This is a genomic window from Mycobacterium lehmannii, assembly GCF_002245535.1.
In the GTDB taxonomy this organism is placed as follows: domain Bacteria; phylum Actinomycetota; class Actinomycetes; order Mycobacteriales; family Mycobacteriaceae; genus Mycobacterium; species Mycobacterium lehmannii.
Genome location: NZ_NKCN01000006.1, coordinates 132,179 through 147,423, shown reverse-complemented (window position 1 = coordinate 147,423; position 15,245 = coordinate 132,179). Strand labels below are relative to the sequence as shown.

Sequence of the window (15,245 nt, the reverse complement as noted above, 5' to 3'; positions counted from 1 at the left end):
AACGATCCGCAGTTCACCGGAGGGCGGTGGCACATGGCCGGTGGAATAGCGACTGAATTGGCGGCGGCCGGATTCACCGACGCCGTCGAGATCGGCCGGGGTGGCGGCGGCGTCGTCTACCGCTGTTATCAACAGTCGCTGGCGCGGAGCGTCGCGATCAAGGTGCTCGCGTCCGATCTCGACGACGACGACCGGGAACGGTTCCTGCGCGAGGGCTACGCCATGGGTGCCCTCTCCGGGCACCCGAACATCGTGAACATCCTGCAGGTCGGCGTGACCGAGAGCAACCGGCCGTTCATCGTGATGCCGTACCACCGCGAGGGATCGCTTGCGGAGCGGTTGCGGCGCGAGGGCCGCATCGCATGGCCCGAGGCCCTGCGCATCGGCGTGAAGCTCTGTGGCGCACTGGAAACCGCGCACCGGACCGGAACCCTGCACCGCGACATCAAACCCGCCAACGTGCTCTTCAACGATTACGGCGAACCACAGCTGAGCGACTTCGGGACCGCCCGCATCGCCGGCGGGTACAAGACGGTCACCGGCTTCTTCACCGGCACCCTGTCTTACACCGCCCCAGAGGTTCTCGAGGGCAACCCACCGACCGTCGAGGCCGACGTGTACTCGCTTGGCGCCTCGATCTACGCGCTGATCGCGGGCACGCCGCCGCACGAGCGCAAGAACGACGAGGATCTCATCGCGCACTACCTGCGCATCACCTCGACGCCCATACCGGATCTGCGTCCCCAGGGCATCCCCGCCGATGTGTGTGCCGTGGTGGAGAAGGCGATGGCCCGCGAGCCCGCCGACCGCTACGCCTCTGCTGCGGACTTCGGTCATGAACTGCAGTTGGCGCAGCGGAACAACGGGTTGACGGCCGACGTGATGGCGCTCGGCGAGCCGAGCGCCCCACCGGAGCAGCCGGAAGGCACGCAGGCGGTGCCGATCTCCGAGCTCGTCGAGCCGTCCGTATCCGCGCAACCCGAGCCGCTGCCCCCGCCGCGGCGGCCCGCCCGGTCCGGCGAACCCGCCGGGCCCGTGCCCGAGCCGGGGATGTTCGCCCACACCGCGTCCATCAGTCAGACGAGCCTGCCCTGGCAGCCGTCGCCGGGTGTGCGGCCCGAGTCAGCGGAGGCCTCTTCGCCGAGACGGTGGAACCGTAAACGGGTCCTGATCGTCTCGGGCGCGATCGTGGGGGTACTGCTGCTGGTGGTCAGCGGAGTCTTCGTGATCGTCTGGACGCGCGACTCCGGTGGCGACCAAACCGCTGCTCCCGCACCGCAGGTCGCCGAGGCACAACCGGCCTGGCGGCCGATCGCCGACGCGCGCGCCGCCCGCGACGCGGTGGCCGCCACCCAGGCCGACGGCACCATCTGGGTCTTCGGCGGCCTCGGCGCCGATGGCCGCGTTAGCGGCAGGCACGAGGGCTACGACCCCGCAATCGACAGCTGGAAAAGTGGCGAGGACCTGCCCGTCCCCGTGCAGCGCGCGATGGCGGTGACATGGCGGGAGAACCCGGTCGTGCTCGGCGGATGGCGCACGGAAGGGGCCGACGCGAAGATCGCGACCGATCGGGTGTGGCGCCTCGTCAACAGTCGCTGGACGGAACTGCCGACGCTGCTACAACCGCGGGCCGCCGCGGCCGCCGCCGTGGTCGGTGACCGGATCGTCGTCACGGGCGGAGTGGACGCCGCGGGCAAGCTGCTGAACACCACGGAGGTCTTCGACGGCACCTCCTGGAAGCTCGGCGCACCCATCCGGACCCCGCGTCAGATGCTGAGCGCGGCGTCCGACGACAAACTGGTGTACGCGATCGGCGGCACCACGGGAAGCGCGGACGTGGCGGCCGTCGAAGCGTACGACTCCGTCGCCGACACCTGGACTGCCCTGCCCGAACTCCCCGAAGCGCGAAGCGATTTCGGCATCGCTGCCACCGACGACCGGTTGGTCGTGGTGGGCGGCATGTCCGGAGGCCAAGCGCTCAAGAGTGTGCTCGCGTTCGATCTGTCGACGACGACGTGGTCCGGTCTGCCCGACATGGGCACCGCGCGTCACGGTATGGCGGTGGCCGCGGTGGGCAGTCGCGTGTACGCGATCGGCGGCTCGACGGGCGCCGGCGACGGCAAGATCACCTCGTCGGCGGAGTCGCTGAAACTTCCTGCACGCCAACCGCAGCCGGCAGCGCAGTGGCGGGCGCTTCCGGACGCTCCGACGGCGCGGTTGATGATGGCGTGGACGGTGCTCGACGACAAGATCTGGATTGCAGGCGGTATCCGTGAGGGCGAGACCCTCGACACCGTCGAGACTTTCGACGCGCAGACGGAGGATTGGCAGCCCGCGCCGTCGCTGCCGATCGGGCTGCACCACGCGACAGCCGCCACCTACAAGGGGGAGGTCGTCGTCCTCGGAGGCGCCACCGACAACATCGGGGAGCCGTCGGACAAGGTGTTCGCACTGCGCAACGGCAAGTGGACCGAACTCCCCGCTCTGCAGCACGGCCGTGCCGGCGCGGCGGCGGCCGTCGTCGGCGACAAGCTGGTGGTCGTCGGCGGGCAGAGCGACAAACAGCTCGTCGTACCGACGGAAGTGTTCGACGGTGAATCCTGGACTCAGGCCGCCGACATGCCCACCGCGCGTGAGCATCTGGCCGCGGTGTCCGACGACCGCTATGTCTACGCCGTGGGAGGGCGGTCACTGAGCGCTGATGAGAACACCGCCGCCTTCGAGCGGTTCGATCCGTCGTCGGGAGAGTGGGAGAAGCTGACGGACATGCCGACTGCCCGCGGAAGCTTCGGCGCCGCCTACATCGACGGCCGGATCGTCGCGGTGGGCGGAGAGGAGCCGACGCGCGTGCTGGCGACGGTCGAGATGTACGACATCGCCAACGGGACGTGGACGACGGCGGCGCCCATCGGGACTCCGGTGCACGGCCAGGTGGTGGCCGCCGTCGGTTCGACGGTGTACTGCATCGGCGGCGCCGACCGGCCGACCCACGAAGGACCTGTCGCCACCGTGGAGGCCCTCGACTTCACGTAGCGCGCAGTTGTGCGAGCGTGACGGCGCCGCGCCGCAGCGCCTCGTTGGCAAGCCGGACCCGGCGATCGCCTTCGGCGGGGATGGCGAACTTGTCGTAGAGGTTCTGCAGATGCTGTTTGACCGCGGCCTCGGTGACGAACAGCTCGCCCGCCATCCGGCGCACCGATGCGGGTTCGGGGAACGGGTCGTCGGAAACCAGGGGCCTGCACAACACCACGAGGACATCGAGTTCGCGGCGGGTTAACCGGGGCGGCGGTTCGACGGCCTGGGCGGTCACCGTCTCCTCATCGAGCTTGCCGTCCCCGCTGTCTTTCACCTCCCAGAAGACCAACCGCGACTTGCCAAGACGCACCTCGTCACCGGACCGCAGCACGCGTTCGGCGCTGATCCGCTCGCCGTTCAGGTAGGTGCCGTTGCGGCTTCCGAGATCCCTTATGGACCAGGCGAATCCGAGGTTCTCCAGAACGGCGTGCAACCGTGAGACGGTCTCGTCGTGCTCAAGTGACACCGCGTTGGTGGAGGCCTTACCGAGCGTCACCCGCTGACCGCTCAGCGGCACCAGCTCCCGCCCCGAGGGTCTCGAGATTTCCAGGTGGGACGACATGGTGACCTCCTATCCAGGCAATTCTGGCCCAGACAGGAGGTCCCTGGTCGACGAACGCTCACGGCCGGTGGGTGAACCTCTTGTAGGCGCGGATGACCCGCTTGGCCTGGGCCGACTCGAACAGCGGCGGCCAGGGCCATTCGCTGCGGTCCCGCCCGCGTGGCGCCTTCAGGAAGGCCAGCCCCAGCACCAGCCCGAAGATCAGGTGTCCGACCAGAGTGATCGTCACCGTCGCGACGCTCAGCGGGAACATCATTTCCTCGCCGCGCGGAGCCAGCGCGACCGTCGCCATCAGCCCCGCCCACGTCGGGAACACCGCGAAGGCGACCGATGCCAGCACCGCGTGGACGTTCCTCCACCGGTCGATGCCCAACGCGAACGCGACGACGAAGAAGGCCACGCCCAGGCCGCCGCCGTCGCCGATGTAGCGCCACACGTAACCGACGGCCGCGCTGCCCGCGGTGTCCGGCTCACCGGTGACGAAAGATCCCATCACGGGAATGAAGTCGCCCATCAACCCCAGCACGTGCACCGCGAACAGCCGGGCTGCGTCGTAGACGATGCAGGCCACCATGCCGGCGATCAGCCCGCGACCCACGATCATGTCGATCCGGTGCGGGGCGAACGCGATGAGCGCGCCCAGCACCGCGCACAGCGCGATCACCACCACCGACGTGACGTTCTGGGGAACCAGGCCGAACACGTCGACCGAGATGCCCAGGATCGGCATCGAGGCCAGCAGCATCACCAGCGAGAGCCGCGCGATGTCCCACTTGGTCGGCGCCTTCTTGACCGCGCTCAAGTTCAAGTAGCGCTCCCGTACGGTGTTGGTGACCTTGCCGACGACCGGCAGTTCCAGGGCACGCAGCCGGACCGTCTTGCCGTCGAAGGCGCTGACGGCCTTAGGCAGCGGCTTCGTCGGCGCAGCGACAGGACGCAACCGGGTCGTCTTGGCCTCGGGGCGAGCGACGGGTACGGGCCGGGGCCGCACCGGCAGAACGCCGGGGCCCAGCCGCACCGTTTCATCAGGGCGGATGGTTGCGGTCGGTGCTGTCGCGGTCATGGGGCTCCTTGGCTCAAAAGGGACGGGTTTCATCGTCGCGGGGAGTCCCTGATGTCCGGAATCGCCAGAGCGCCAGAGTTCATTGCCGAGTGGGGAAGGTTTTCCTATCCGCCGAGTAAGGCGACAGAACTCGCAGCCGCACCGAAGGGGTTGCGCTTTTCGTCCGCAGAATCCGAGAAACGAAAAGAGGAGTAGGGTCGAAGGTTCCGGGGGTACAGCCACAAGCCCTTCACTGCATCACCCGTTGAAGGTGATCTTGAAAATGACGACAACCGATGCCGCCGGCACGCCCACACTCATACGGTCACATACCGAAATCACCGATCCCGCAACCGCGAACCAGTATCTTGGCGACGCCTACGGCGCCTGCCTACAGCTATCTAACCAATCTTGGTCTTCGTCCAAAGGTGTCCTGATAAGCCACGCGCGCGTCTCCGTCGGTCCATTGACGATCGACGACCTATATGTCGCTGGACATCTGGAGGCCCGGGCCGACGCACCGAACGAGGTCGTCGCCGTCTGGCCAACCGGTGGGCGGGTGAGCAGCGCCTGTGAGGGCTTCGAGTGCCGCGCCGCGGAGGATGACGTCGCGCTGCTGTCGCAGCCTTATCTGCCCTTTGTGGCACGCTCCGACGATCTGCGGGCGACCGCGGTCGTGTTGAATCCTTCGCTCGTAGTCGGCGTAGCCAACGGCATGTCTTTCGGTGAGGTCGAGGGGCCGATCCGCTTCTTCCGTTTGACCCCGGTCGGCGCCGCCGCAGCGCGGCTGTGGAAGAACACGGTCGTGTACGTGAAAGAAAACGTGCTCGCCGATGACGCGCTGGCGACACCGTTAATCCTCGGCCACGCCACGCGCCTGCTGGCCGCGGTGACGCTGTCGACGTTTCCGAACTCGGCGCGGGTGCCTCGCTCGTGCTCACACGACCACACAGATCACCAGCCGGTTCTGCTTCGTCGTGCTATCGAGTTCATCGACGCGAATGTGCAGAGGGACATCGGCCTGGCCGATATCGCCGAAGCCGTCCACGTCACACCCCGGGCGGTGCAGTACATGTTCAGGCGCCACCTCGCCACCACACCCCTTCGGTATCTGCGTAGGGCTCGGTTGAACTACGCGCACCGGGAACTACTAGCAGGACCGCAAGGGGCCACCGTCACCGAGATTGCGGCCAGGTGGGGGTTCGCGCACACGGGTCGGTTCGCGGTGCTGTACCGACAAACGTACGGGCAGAGCCCGCACATCACGCTGAGCAGCAGCAGTTCACGGCGTCACGTTCTCCGGTCCGATCACCGCCCACACCGTCTTGCCTGACGTCGTCGGCGCGTTCCCCCAGCTGCGACAGAGCGCCGCGACGATCCGCAACCCCGACGGTCGTCCCTTGGCTGTGGCCGCTTCCCTGAGCAGGGCGGGAGCGCGGCTTGTGTCGTTGACGGCGACCGCCACCGAGTGACCGCTGCACTCCACCCGCAGACCGGGAGCGCTGTCGGTGTGCTGCAGGACGTTTTCGACCAACGTCGTGACCACGACCTTCACTGTCGAGACCATCTCCGTGCGGGCCCAGGTCGTCAGCCACTCTGCACTCAGTTCCCTGGCTCGCTGAAGGCTGGGTAGTGCGGCGGGCAGTTCGGCGCGTGCCCGCCTGCGGAGCCGAGGCGTGCTGGTCGCATTGAGTCGGTCGATGGCGGACCCAGCGCAGGCGAAGACCGGTACGTGGCGGGTGACGCCGGCGTCATCGATGGCAGCGCGCGTCGAAGTATCCCCACACAGCAGCACCACGGGCACGCCGGGCCACCGGTCGACGTGCCGTCGGGCGCTGCTGAACACCGCCCAGGCCGAAGCGGCTGGAACGTCGATACCGGCGATGTCGACCAAGACTGCCTGCGGTTCGTCGAGCGCTGTCTGGATGATCTGATCGCGCAGCGAGCGATACGTGCTGCCGTCCAGCACGCCGCGAGGGCTCAAGACGACTGCCGAACCGTAAGGAGCTGTTGACACTTCGACGCCCTGCATTGCGAGTCGTCTACCCGCTTCAACGGTGCGCAAATCGGTCAGAGCTTGGCGATGACCTTCTCGGCGAACTTCTCCAGGTGACGGATCTTGGTGTCGAGCGATTCCGCGTCGGGTCCGGTGATGTAGGGCATCCGGAACCCGACGATGACGTCGGTGACGCCTTTGTCTTCGAGTCGTTTGATGCCGTCGGGCGTGTACGCGTCGGCGGAGATCACGTGAATCTCGAACGGCCCGGTACGGCCTTCGTCTTCGCGAAACTGCCTGAGCTGCTTGAGGAGTCGGTCCAGCTCCTCGGCGTCGCCACCGCCGTGCATCCAGCCGTCGTTGCGCGCGGCCCGCTTGAGCGCTGCGTCGGCGTGCCCGCCGATGAGAATCGGGATCGGTTCGGTGGGCGCCGGTGTCATCTTCGTTTTGGGGATGTCGTAGAACTCGCCGTGGAACTCGAAGTACTCGCCGGTGGTCAGGCCCCTGATGATCTCGATGCACTCGTCCATGCGCTTGCCGCGCCTGGCGAACGGCACGTCCATCAGCTCGTAATCCTCGGGCCATGGGCTGGTGCCGACCCCCAGGCCGAGACGGTTCCCGAACAGCGCCGCCAGCGACCCGGCCTGTTTGGCGACCAGCGCCGGCGGCCGGATCGGGAGCTTGAGGACGAAGAAGTTGAACCGCAGCGTGCTGGTGACCGCGCTCAGCGCGCCTGCGAGCACGAACGCCTCGATGAACGACTTGCCGTCGAGGAATTCGCGGCTGCCGTCCGGGGGTGTAGGGGTATCTGGAGTCGGACTCGAACGGATAGGCGACGCTGTCGGCGATCGTCATCGCGTGATAGCCCGCCGCCTCCGCGGCCTGCGCCAGTGGGATGTAGTACGTCGGATCGGTCATCGCTTCGGCATAGGTGAACCGCACTCGGAAATACTAGAACGTGTTCTAGTTCTTGGTTTAGGTATTGGCGCATCGGGAATCTGGACGCCGTGAGTGCGGCCAAAGCTATGTACAAACCCCTGTCGATGATGAGCGCCGTCGCGGGCGGTCTGATCGCCGGCAAGATCTTCACCGAGATCTGGCAACGGATGCACCCGGACGACGAAGAGCCGGATCCGGAGGACCTCAGCCGCTCGACGCGAGAGGTCTTCATCGCCGCCGCGATACAGGGCCTGCTCGTGGGCGTGGTGCGCGCGGCGCTGGCGCGCGGCCAGGCGAAGAGCTTCCAGGCGCTGACCAACGAGAACCCCGAGTAGCAACGAGGTGACCGAGCTCGTCGCGGACGCGATGGTGGCACGGTTGCGCGCGTGGGGGACGAAGCGGATCTTCGGTTACGCCGGAGACGGCGTGAACACCTTGCTCGGTGCGCTGGCGCGGGCGGGTGATCCGGAGTTCGTCTCGACGCGGCACGAGGAACTCGCGGCCTTCGCGGCGTGCGGACATGCCAAGTACTCCGGTGGGGTCGGCGTCTGTCTGGCCACCCAAGGCCCCGGTGCGATCCATCTGCTCGCCGGCCTGTACGACGCGAAGCTGGACCGTCGTCCGGTGGTGGCGATCGTCGGCCAAGTGGTGTCGACGGCGCTGGGCAGCGGTTATCTGCAAGAGGTCGACCTGCACGCATTGTTCAAGGACGTATGCGCGCAGTACGTCCAGACCGTGTTCGCGCCGCAGCAGATGCTCATGGCGGTGGACAACGCCATGCGCACCGCGTTGGCGACGTCCACGCCGACGTGCCTGATCGTGCCGCACGATGTCCAGAAGGCGGAGATGCCTGAGGAGTTGGAGCACAGTCACGGTGTGGTCCCGTCGGCGGCGGTGTACACCAGCGCGCACGTCGTGGCGCACGACGCAGACCTGGACCGTGCCGCAGAGCTTTTGAACGAGGGCTCGAAGATTGCCCTCCTGGTGGGACGCGGCGCGGCGGGCGCCGAAGACGAGCTCACGCGGCTCGTCGACCTCCTCGGCGCGGGCGTGACGACCTCGCTGCTCGGCAAGCCTGTCCTCGACGAGTCGGCGCCGTGGCACACCGGGGTGATGGGACACCTGGGCACGACGGCGAGCGCACACCTGATGGCCAACTGCGACACCTTGCTGATCGTCGGAAGCAACGACCCGTGGACGGAGTTCTATCCGGCGCCCGGTCAGGCTCGCGCGGTGCAGATCGACATCGAACCACGGGTCGTGGGCGCGAAGTATCCGGTCGATGTGGCGCTGAACGGTGATGCGGCGGACACGTTGTCGCGGCTGGCTCCCCTGGTTCGCCGCAAGACCGATCGCCAGTGGCAGCACCAGGTTAAGGGATGGACAGGCGATTGGCTGCGGGAGTCCGAGGGACGCGCCGAAGCCCAATCCGATTCGGCGAACCCGGAATTCGTCGTGCGAACACTGTCTGACCATCTGCCGGACAATGCTCGCGTCGCCGTCGATGTCGGCTCTGCGACGTACTGGTATGCCCGTCACCTGCGGTTGCCGCCCGGTGTGCCCGCGCATGTGTCCGGCTATCTCGCGTCGATGGGGTGTGCGCTGCCGTACGGGATAGCGGCCAAGCTCGATGCACCGGAGCGCCCGGTCGTTGCCCTGGTCGGTGACGGCGCCATGCAGATGAGCGGGCTACTCGAACTCGTCACGATCGCCGACCGGTGGCGGGGTTGGGCCGATCCACGGATGGTGATCCTGGTCCTGCACAACCAGGACCTGACCGAAGTCTCCTGGGAGCAACGAGAAATGGAGGGCGACGCGCGCTTTCCCGCTTCGCAGGATGTCCCGCCGTTCCCCTATGCCGACTACGCGGAGATGCTCGGGTTGAAGGGGTTGCGCGTGGTCGAGTCCGGGCAGGCGCCGGCGGCGTGGCGGGAGGCGTTCGGAGCCGACCGGCCGACCGTGATCGAGGCCGTCGTCGACCCGAAGACGCCGTTGCTCCCGCCGCTGATGCCGGAAGCCAAGACGGACAAGGTGTATGCCGCGCTCGCCGGTGAGCCCGGCGGGGATGCGACACGTGAACGCGTTGAGGCGCAGCGCGAATCGGAGAGCTAGCAGTCCAGTGGGTACGGCGGCGTGCCGACGCCCGTAACGGAGTGCGTGCCCCACGGCGTCACCTCGGTCAGCTGCCCCTCGGCAGTGCGGTCATCGATCGAGATGCGCACAGCCTCGGGCAGCCGCATATCGGATGGCAGGTCGAAAACCATTCCGCGCCAGTGGTATCGGCCGTCGATCGGATCGAGGTGACCGGTCAGGCGCACCCGTACGTCATGATCCGTGTCGTGCATGCGTACGGCCGCAACCCCGTCGTACAGCTCGGTCACCGCGGCAAAAACCCGCTGCGCCGCCACATCCGGCGCGCGATCGGTCCCATCAAGCCGACGTCTTCGAAGAACGCTGCCAGCGGTGCGAAGCCGGCCTCTTTCCGACTTCGATGGTGCTTGTTGGCTCTTGCGATCCGCCGCGCGGCACGGGGGTCGAGCCCGACGCGCCGGTACGGGACGGGAATGGTCAGTAAATAGCGGTAGAACGGCCCGCCGACCCCGTGCAGGTTGCTCATGACGAACCGCTGGACAACACCCATGTGCGGTCTGGTCCGGCGCAATCCGTCGCGCGCGTACTGGATGTGGCGCGCCTCCTCGGTCACGTGAATGCGCATGAGGCGCAGGACGATTGGCTGCAGGTCGGGGTCCTCCAGAATCTGGCGTTGCAACGCGTCGAAGATCTCCTCGCCGACCAACGCCGCACCCCACAGGATCGGTCCCCGAAACAGCAGTGGCAGCGCGTTGATGATCATCCGCTGGTACCGGCGGGGCTGTACCGGCTCTGCGCCGATCCGTTCGATCACCTTGCCGAACATGACCATGTGGCGCGTCTCGTCGCCCAGTTCGGTGAGGGAGTAGTGCGTCGACGACGCTGTCACATCCTTGTGCATCAGATCGCGCAACAGCGCCTGATTCAGGATGTTCTCGAACCAGATTCCCGCCGAGAGAATGTTCACGAATTCCTGACGGGACAGCTCGATCTGCTGCTCGCGGGTCATGGCGTCCCAGATCGGCGTGCCGAAGAGGGTCACGGTGTGCGGCGGCAGGAAGAATTTGTCGGGGTCCATGGGCGCGTCCCAGTCGATGTCGACGGCGGGGGCATAGGACTTCTTGGCCGAGCCCTTGAGCAGGCGTTCGGCGAAGTTTTCGCGCGTCGGGCGGGAGCTGCTGACCGGAGTCGTCATGGATTCAAGGTAGGCAGCCCGGGCCGAGCAGTCAATACCTGCGGTACCGGATACTTGCGGTAACGGTTGCGTTTGCCGGGAGCGGGTCGGGGTATCGGGTGGTATGCGCACCGACGAGGACGACAGGACCGCTCAGGCACCTGACCCGGACGACCCCCGCAAACCCGAGTCGCCGACCGATCTCACTCGGCCGTCCCTGCTGTATTCGATGCGCAAGGCGGTGCGCGAGTTCCAAAAAGACGAGTGCACGGACCTGGCCGCGGCGCTGACCTACTACGCAGTGCTGTCGATCTTCCCCGCGCTGGTGGTCATGGTGTCGTTGCTGGGCGTGTTCGGGCAGGGCAGGCGCACGGTGGACGCGCTGCTCGACATCGCCTCGGATGTGGCGCCCGCGTCGGCGTTGGACACCCTGCGGCCGACGATCGAACAACTCGTCAATGCGCCTACGGCCGGATTCGCGTTGGTGGCGGGCATCGTGGGTGCGTTGTGGACCGCGTCGGGTTACGTCGGTGCGTTCGGTCGCGCGATGAACCGCATCTACGAAATCGACGAGGGCCGACCGGTGTGGAAGCTGCGACCGGTGCAGCTGCTGCTGACGCTGATCGGTCTAATGATGGCGGCTGCCGTGGTGTTCATGCTCGCGGTCAGCGGACCGGTGGCCCAGGCGCTCGGCGATGCGATCGGGTTGGGCGATGCGGCGGTCACGGCGTGGAACGTGGTTCGGTGGCCGCTGATTTTGCTCTTTGTCGTGCTTGCGGTCGCGATTCTGTATTACGTCACCCCCAACGTCCAGCAGCCGAGATTCCGATGGATCAGCGGGGGCGCGGCGCTCGCGATCGTCGTGTGGCTCCTCGCGTCGCTGGGGTTCGGGCTCTACGTGGCCAACTTCGGCAGCTACAACAAGACGTACGGCGCGTTGGCCGGTGTCATCGTGTTCCTTCTGTGGTTGTGGATCACGAACCTGGCGCTGCTGTTCGGCGCGGAGGTGGACGCCGAGGTCGAGCGAGGCCGTCAACTGCAGGCCGGTCTGCCCGCCGAGCACGAGCTGCAGCTACCACCGAAGGACGACCACAACATACGCAAGGAGGAGGCCGCCGAGAAGAAGGACGCCAAGCGGGCCAGGCGGCTCCGACTTTCGCGCGGCCGCAAACACTGAAGGCATACTCGCGGGCGTGACCCGTCGAATTCACGTCATCGGCATCGGCGCGGGCGACCCCGACCACGTCACGGCCCAAGCGGTGGCCGCGCTCAACGACACTCAGGTGTTCTTCGCCATGGACAAGGGATCAACGAAGGACGACCTGGTGGCGCTGCGGCGCCACATCTGCCAACGCTTCATCCGCGAGCCGGGATACCGCTTCGTCGAGCTGTCCGACCCGCCGCGGGTCAGAGACGTCCCGGACGGCCCGGCGTACCGGCAAGCGGTGGCCGACTGGCACGCCGCGCGAGCGCGGGTGTGGGCCGACGCGATCGAGAACGAACTCGCGCCCGACGGCGTTGGCGGCTTCCTCGCGTGGGGCGACCCGTCGCTCTACGACAGCACCCTGCGCATCCTGGACACCGTCGCGACGCATGTCGACATCGACTACGACGTCATCCCGGGCATCACCGCGATCCAGGCGCTCACCGCGCGACATCGCATCCCCCTCAACGACGTCGGCGAACCGGTGCTGGTCACCACCGGCAGACAACTGCGCGACCACGGCCTGACCGGGAGCGCGGTGGTGATGCTCGACGCCGACTGCTCGTTCCTGACGTGCCCGCCCGACACCCGCATCTGGTGGGGCGCCTATCTCGGTACACCCGACGAGTTGCTGATGGCGGGCACCGTCGGCGATGTCGGCGACGAGATCGCTCGGATGCGCGCCGACGCGCGGCAGCGTCACGGCTGGATCATGGACACCTATCTGCTGCGGTCGGAGAGTTCCGCTTAACCGGTTACTTGCACGCATCCACTGCGTGCGATCAACCGGTTAAGAGCCGCCGGAGCCGGGTGTGGACCGCTCGGGGGCGTTGCGCTGCATCCACAACCGGTAGACGTCGATGGCGGCGTCTTCGGGCTGGTAGCGCATCGGCAGCCGCCGTTCGTCCCAGTTCTTGGCGAATTCGTCGTAGAAGGTGTTGAGCTCGAAGTACTTTCGATCGTCGACGTAGTAGCGGGCGTAGTCGTCGCGGGTGGTCAGAAACACGACTTCGTCGGGGGAGCAGTAGTACAACGAGCCCAGGCACATCGGGCACGGGTGGGCGAGAACGTAGATGGTCGCGCCGGTCAGGTGCTCGGTGCCGAGCTTCGTGCACGCCTTCCGGATCGCCAGGATCTCGGCGTGTGCGGTCGGATCATGCGTCTGGGCAACCTGATTGGCGCTCTCGGCCAGCACCTCGCCGTCTCTGGCGATGACGGTCGCGAACGGCCGACCACCCTCCTCGACGTTTCGTCGTGCCAGATCCACGGTCCGCTGTACGAAATCCACGGCTGCCCCCTTGGTTCGTCGACTGGTTTAGGCTAATGCGATGTCGTTCCTGTTGCGGGCCGCTTTGACCGGCATCGCGCTGTGGGTGGTGACGCTGCTCGTTCCAGGAATCAGGTTCGTGGGGGCCGAATCGCAACTGCAGGAAATCGGCATCATCTTCGTCGTCGCGGTGGTCTTCGGTCTGGTCAACGCGATCATCAAGCCGATCGTGCAGATCATCTCCATCCCGCTCTACATCCTGACTCTCGGCCTGATCCACATCGTCATCAACGCGTTGATGTTGTGGATCACGTCGTGGATCACCGAGCACACGACGCACTGGGGCCTCTACATCGACGACTTCTGGTGGACGGCGATCTGGGCCGCGATCGTGCTGTCGATCGTGAGTTGGCTGCTGTCGCTGGTCACCGGCGGTGCCGTGCGACGCGATTGACCGGCACACTGGAACCATGCCCGAACTTCCCGAAGTCGAAGCACTCGCCGACCACCTGCGCCGCCACGCCGTCGGCCAGACGGTGGGGCGCATCGACGTATCGGCGTTCTCGGTGCTCAAGACCTTCGACCCGCCGATCACCGCGCTGCACGGCCAGACCGTCACCGACGCCAACCGGTGGGGTAAATACCTCGGGCTCCAAGCCGGCGAGCTGCACCTGATCACCCACCTGTCGCGCGCCGGGTGGTTGCGGTGGTCGGACAAGCTGGCGGCCGCGCCGCTGAAGCCGGGCAAGGGTCCGATCGCCTTGCGCGTACACCTAGGGACTCCGGGCGCCGGTGCGGGCTTCGACCTCACCGAGGCCGGCACGCAGAAGCGGCTCGCGGTGTGGGTGGTCGACGATCCGGCGAAGGTGCCTGGCATCGCCACCTTGGGGCCCGACGCGCTGTCGCTCGGGCCCGACGACCTCGCCGGGCTGCTCGCGGGTAACAGCGGTCGGATCAAGACCGTGATCACCGACCAGAAGGTGATCGCGGGGATCGGCAACGCCTACAGCGACGAGATCCTGCACGTCGCGCGGATCTCGCCGTTCGCGACGGCGGCCAAGCTGACCGACGCGCAACTGTCGGCGTTGCACGACGCGATGATCGGCGTGCTGTCCGATGCGGTGACTCGCTCGGTCGGACAGCAGGCCGCGACGCTCAAGGGGGAGAAGCGCTCCGGGCTGCGGGTGCATGCCAGAACCGGCCTGCCGTGCCCGGTGTGCGGGGACACCGTGCGCGAAGTGTCGTTCGCCGACAAATCTTTCCAGTACTGCCCGACGTGCCAGACGGGGGGCAAGGTGCTCGCCGACCGGCGACTATCGCGACTGCTCAAGTGAGCTTGCAGTACGACCGGGTGGCCGCCGACAACGCATGCCGGTAGAGCGGGTCCAGCTGGCGGGCGTTGGCGACGGCGTCGATGGCGTTGTTGAGCTCGAACATGCAGCCTGGTGCGCGCAACGAATCCCACTGCTGCGCAATCTCGTCGACCATGACCTTGTTGAACTCGTCGATCTGCGAACGTGTCTCGGACAGGTCCGGCGCGGTGCGGGGCGCGGTGGCGGGGTCGAACTTCCACTGGCCGAAGCGGGTGTACTCCACACCCTCGGTGGCGTCGATCTGGTCGGCGAAGATCGCGCGCACATACCCCTGGTCGATGCCGCGCGCGGAGGCGTCGGCGGCGACGGCATCCAGGACAGCATCGGCGCGCTGGCGGTCCGTGATCGGCCCGCCGTTGATCCACTTGGCGGCCGCGACCGCGTCGGCCGTGGCCAGGCGCTGCGCGGCGGTGTCGACCAGCCGGTACAGCGGAGGAGCCTGTTGGGCGGCGGCGACCGCCTGGGAGAGCGCGACGCAGAGCGCCGCGAGCAGGAATGCCGCTGTCCGCACAAGAACCATGT

15 protein-coding genes and 2 pseudogenes are annotated in these 15,245 nt (G+C 67.0%); 9 read left to right on the top strand and 8 right to left on the bottom strand.

Annotated features, from left to right (window positions below):
- The first annotated feature begins 33 nt into the window (after window positions 1-33).
- Complete coding sequence (locus CEX87_RS09570; protein WP_094286987.1) at window positions 34-3,033, top strand: serine/threonine-protein kinase; 3,000 nt, start codon at window positions 34-36, stop codon at window positions 3,031-3,033.
- Here CEX87_RS09570 and CEX87_RS09565 read toward each other — a convergent pair.
- Both CEX87_RS09565 and CEX87_RS09560 read right to left on the bottom strand, forming a co-directional pair.
- A complete protein-coding gene (locus CEX87_RS09565) occupies window positions 3,026-3,637 on the bottom strand; it encodes an FHA domain-containing protein (RefSeq protein WP_066807837.1) in 612 nt (203 codons plus the stop codon). The genes CEX87_RS09570 and CEX87_RS09565 overlap by 8 nt on opposite strands.
- A 58-nt stretch (window positions 3,638-3,695) precedes the next feature.
- Entirely contained in the window at window positions 3,696-4,700 is a 1,005-nt protein-coding gene (locus tag CEX87_RS09560; protein ID WP_094286876.1) for a hypothetical protein, read from the bottom strand.
- Window positions 4,701-5,145: 445 nt separating this feature from the next.
- Here CEX87_RS09560 and CEX87_RS09555 point away from each other — a divergent pair, with 445 nt between their 5' ends.
- Window positions 5,146-6,012 carry a helix-turn-helix transcriptional regulator gene (locus CEX87_RS09555; RefSeq protein ID WP_233151325.1) on the top strand — a complete coding sequence of 289 codons (867 nt, stop codon included), beginning with the start codon at window positions 5,146-5,148 and terminating at the stop codon, window positions 6,010-6,012.
- Here the strand turns inward: CEX87_RS09555 and CEX87_RS09550 are convergent.
- Together CEX87_RS09550 and CEX87_RS09545 are read right to left on the bottom strand one after the other, a co-directional pair.
- Window positions 5,962-6,663, bottom strand: coding sequence for a sulfate transporter (locus tag CEX87_RS09550; RefSeq protein ID WP_233151324.1), 702 nt, complete (start codon window positions 6,661-6,663; stop codon window positions 5,962-5,964). The genes CEX87_RS09555 and CEX87_RS09550 overlap by 51 nt on opposite strands.
- An 86-nt stretch (window positions 6,664-6,749) precedes the next feature.
- Window positions 6,750-7,617, bottom strand: a pseudogene (locus CEX87_RS09545) (TIGR03619 family F420-dependent LLM class oxidoreductase).
- Window positions 7,618-7,682: 65 nt separating this feature from the next.
- On the opposite strand from CEX87_RS09545, the gene CEX87_RS09540 reads away from it, so the two are divergent.
- Both CEX87_RS09540 and CEX87_RS09535 read left to right on the top strand, forming a co-directional pair.
- Window positions 7,683-7,949: a DUF4235 domain-containing protein gene (locus tag CEX87_RS09540; RefSeq protein WP_064399482.1), complete on the top strand. Its 267-nt coding sequence runs from the start codon at window positions 7,683-7,685 to the stop codon at window positions 7,947-7,949.
- A 7-nt stretch (window positions 7,950-7,956) separates the two neighbouring features.
- Entirely contained in the window at window positions 7,957-9,726 is a 1,770-nt protein-coding gene (locus tag CEX87_RS09535) for a thiamine pyrophosphate-requiring protein (RefSeq protein WP_094286874.1), read from the top strand.
- Here CEX87_RS09535 and CEX87_RS09530 read toward each other — a convergent pair.
- Entirely contained in the window at window positions 9,723-9,995 is a 273-nt protein-coding gene (locus CEX87_RS09530) for a DUF4873 domain-containing protein (RefSeq protein WP_233151323.1), read from the bottom strand. The genes CEX87_RS09535 and CEX87_RS09530 overlap by 4 nt on opposite strands.
- Window positions 9,992-10,900, bottom strand: coding sequence for an AurF N-oxygenase family protein (locus CEX87_RS09525; RefSeq protein WP_094286870.1), 909 nt, complete (start codon window positions 10,898-10,900; stop codon window positions 9,992-9,994). Before CEX87_RS09525 ends, CEX87_RS09530 begins: the two co-directional genes overlap by 4 nt.
- 103 nt (window positions 10,901-11,003) lie before the next feature.
- On the opposite strand from CEX87_RS09525, the gene CEX87_RS09520 reads away from it, so the two are divergent.
- A complete protein-coding gene (locus tag CEX87_RS09520; RefSeq protein ID WP_094286868.1) occupies window positions 11,004-12,056 on the top strand; it encodes a YihY/virulence factor BrkB family protein in 1,053 nt (350 codons plus the stop codon).
- Between the two features lie 16 nt (window positions 12,057-12,072).
- A complete protein-coding gene (cobF, locus tag CEX87_RS09515; protein ID WP_094286866.1) occupies window positions 12,073-12,834 on the top strand; it encodes a precorrin-6A synthase (deacetylating) in 762 nt (253 codons plus the stop codon).
- A 39-nt stretch (window positions 12,835-12,873) separates the two neighbouring features.
- On the opposite strand, the gene CEX87_RS09510 is transcribed toward cobF, so the two are convergent.
- The gene (locus CEX87_RS09510; protein ID WP_094286865.1) at window positions 12,874-13,371 is read right to left on the bottom strand and encodes a nucleoside deaminase; all 498 of its coding nucleotides are present in this window, start codon (window positions 13,369-13,371) and stop codon (window positions 12,874-12,876) included.
- Window positions 13,372-13,411: 40 nt separating this feature from the next.
- Between CEX87_RS09510 and CEX87_RS09505 the strand changes: the two genes are divergently transcribed.
- The 3 genes and pseudogenes from CEX87_RS09505 (at window position 13,412) to CEX87_RS27505 (ending at window position 14,684) form a co-directional block, all read left to right on the top strand.
- Window positions 13,412-13,804: a phage holin family protein gene (locus tag CEX87_RS09505; RefSeq protein WP_064399488.1), complete on the top strand. Its 393-nt coding sequence runs from the start codon at window positions 13,412-13,414 to the stop codon at window positions 13,802-13,804.
- A gap of 16 nt (window positions 13,805-13,820) precedes the next feature.
- Window positions 13,821-14,063: pseudogene (locus tag CEX87_RS27510) on the top strand (DNA-formamidopyrimidine glycosylase family protein); the annotation flags it as partial.
- A 153-nt stretch (window positions 14,064-14,216) separates the two neighbouring features.
- Window positions 14,217-14,684 (top strand): zinc finger domain-containing protein, encoded by a 468-nt coding sequence (locus tag CEX87_RS27505; protein WP_233151333.1) that lies wholly within the window; start codon window positions 14,217-14,219, stop codon window positions 14,682-14,684.
- Here CEX87_RS27505 and CEX87_RS09495 read toward each other — a convergent pair.
- Window positions 14,677-15,243 carry a chorismate mutase gene (locus tag CEX87_RS09495; RefSeq protein WP_094286864.1) on the bottom strand — a complete coding sequence of 189 codons (567 nt, stop codon included), beginning with the start codon at window positions 15,241-15,243 and terminating at the stop codon, window positions 14,677-14,679. The genes CEX87_RS27505 and CEX87_RS09495 overlap by 8 nt on opposite strands.
- Between the last annotated feature and the right edge of the window lie 2 nt (window positions 15,244-15,245).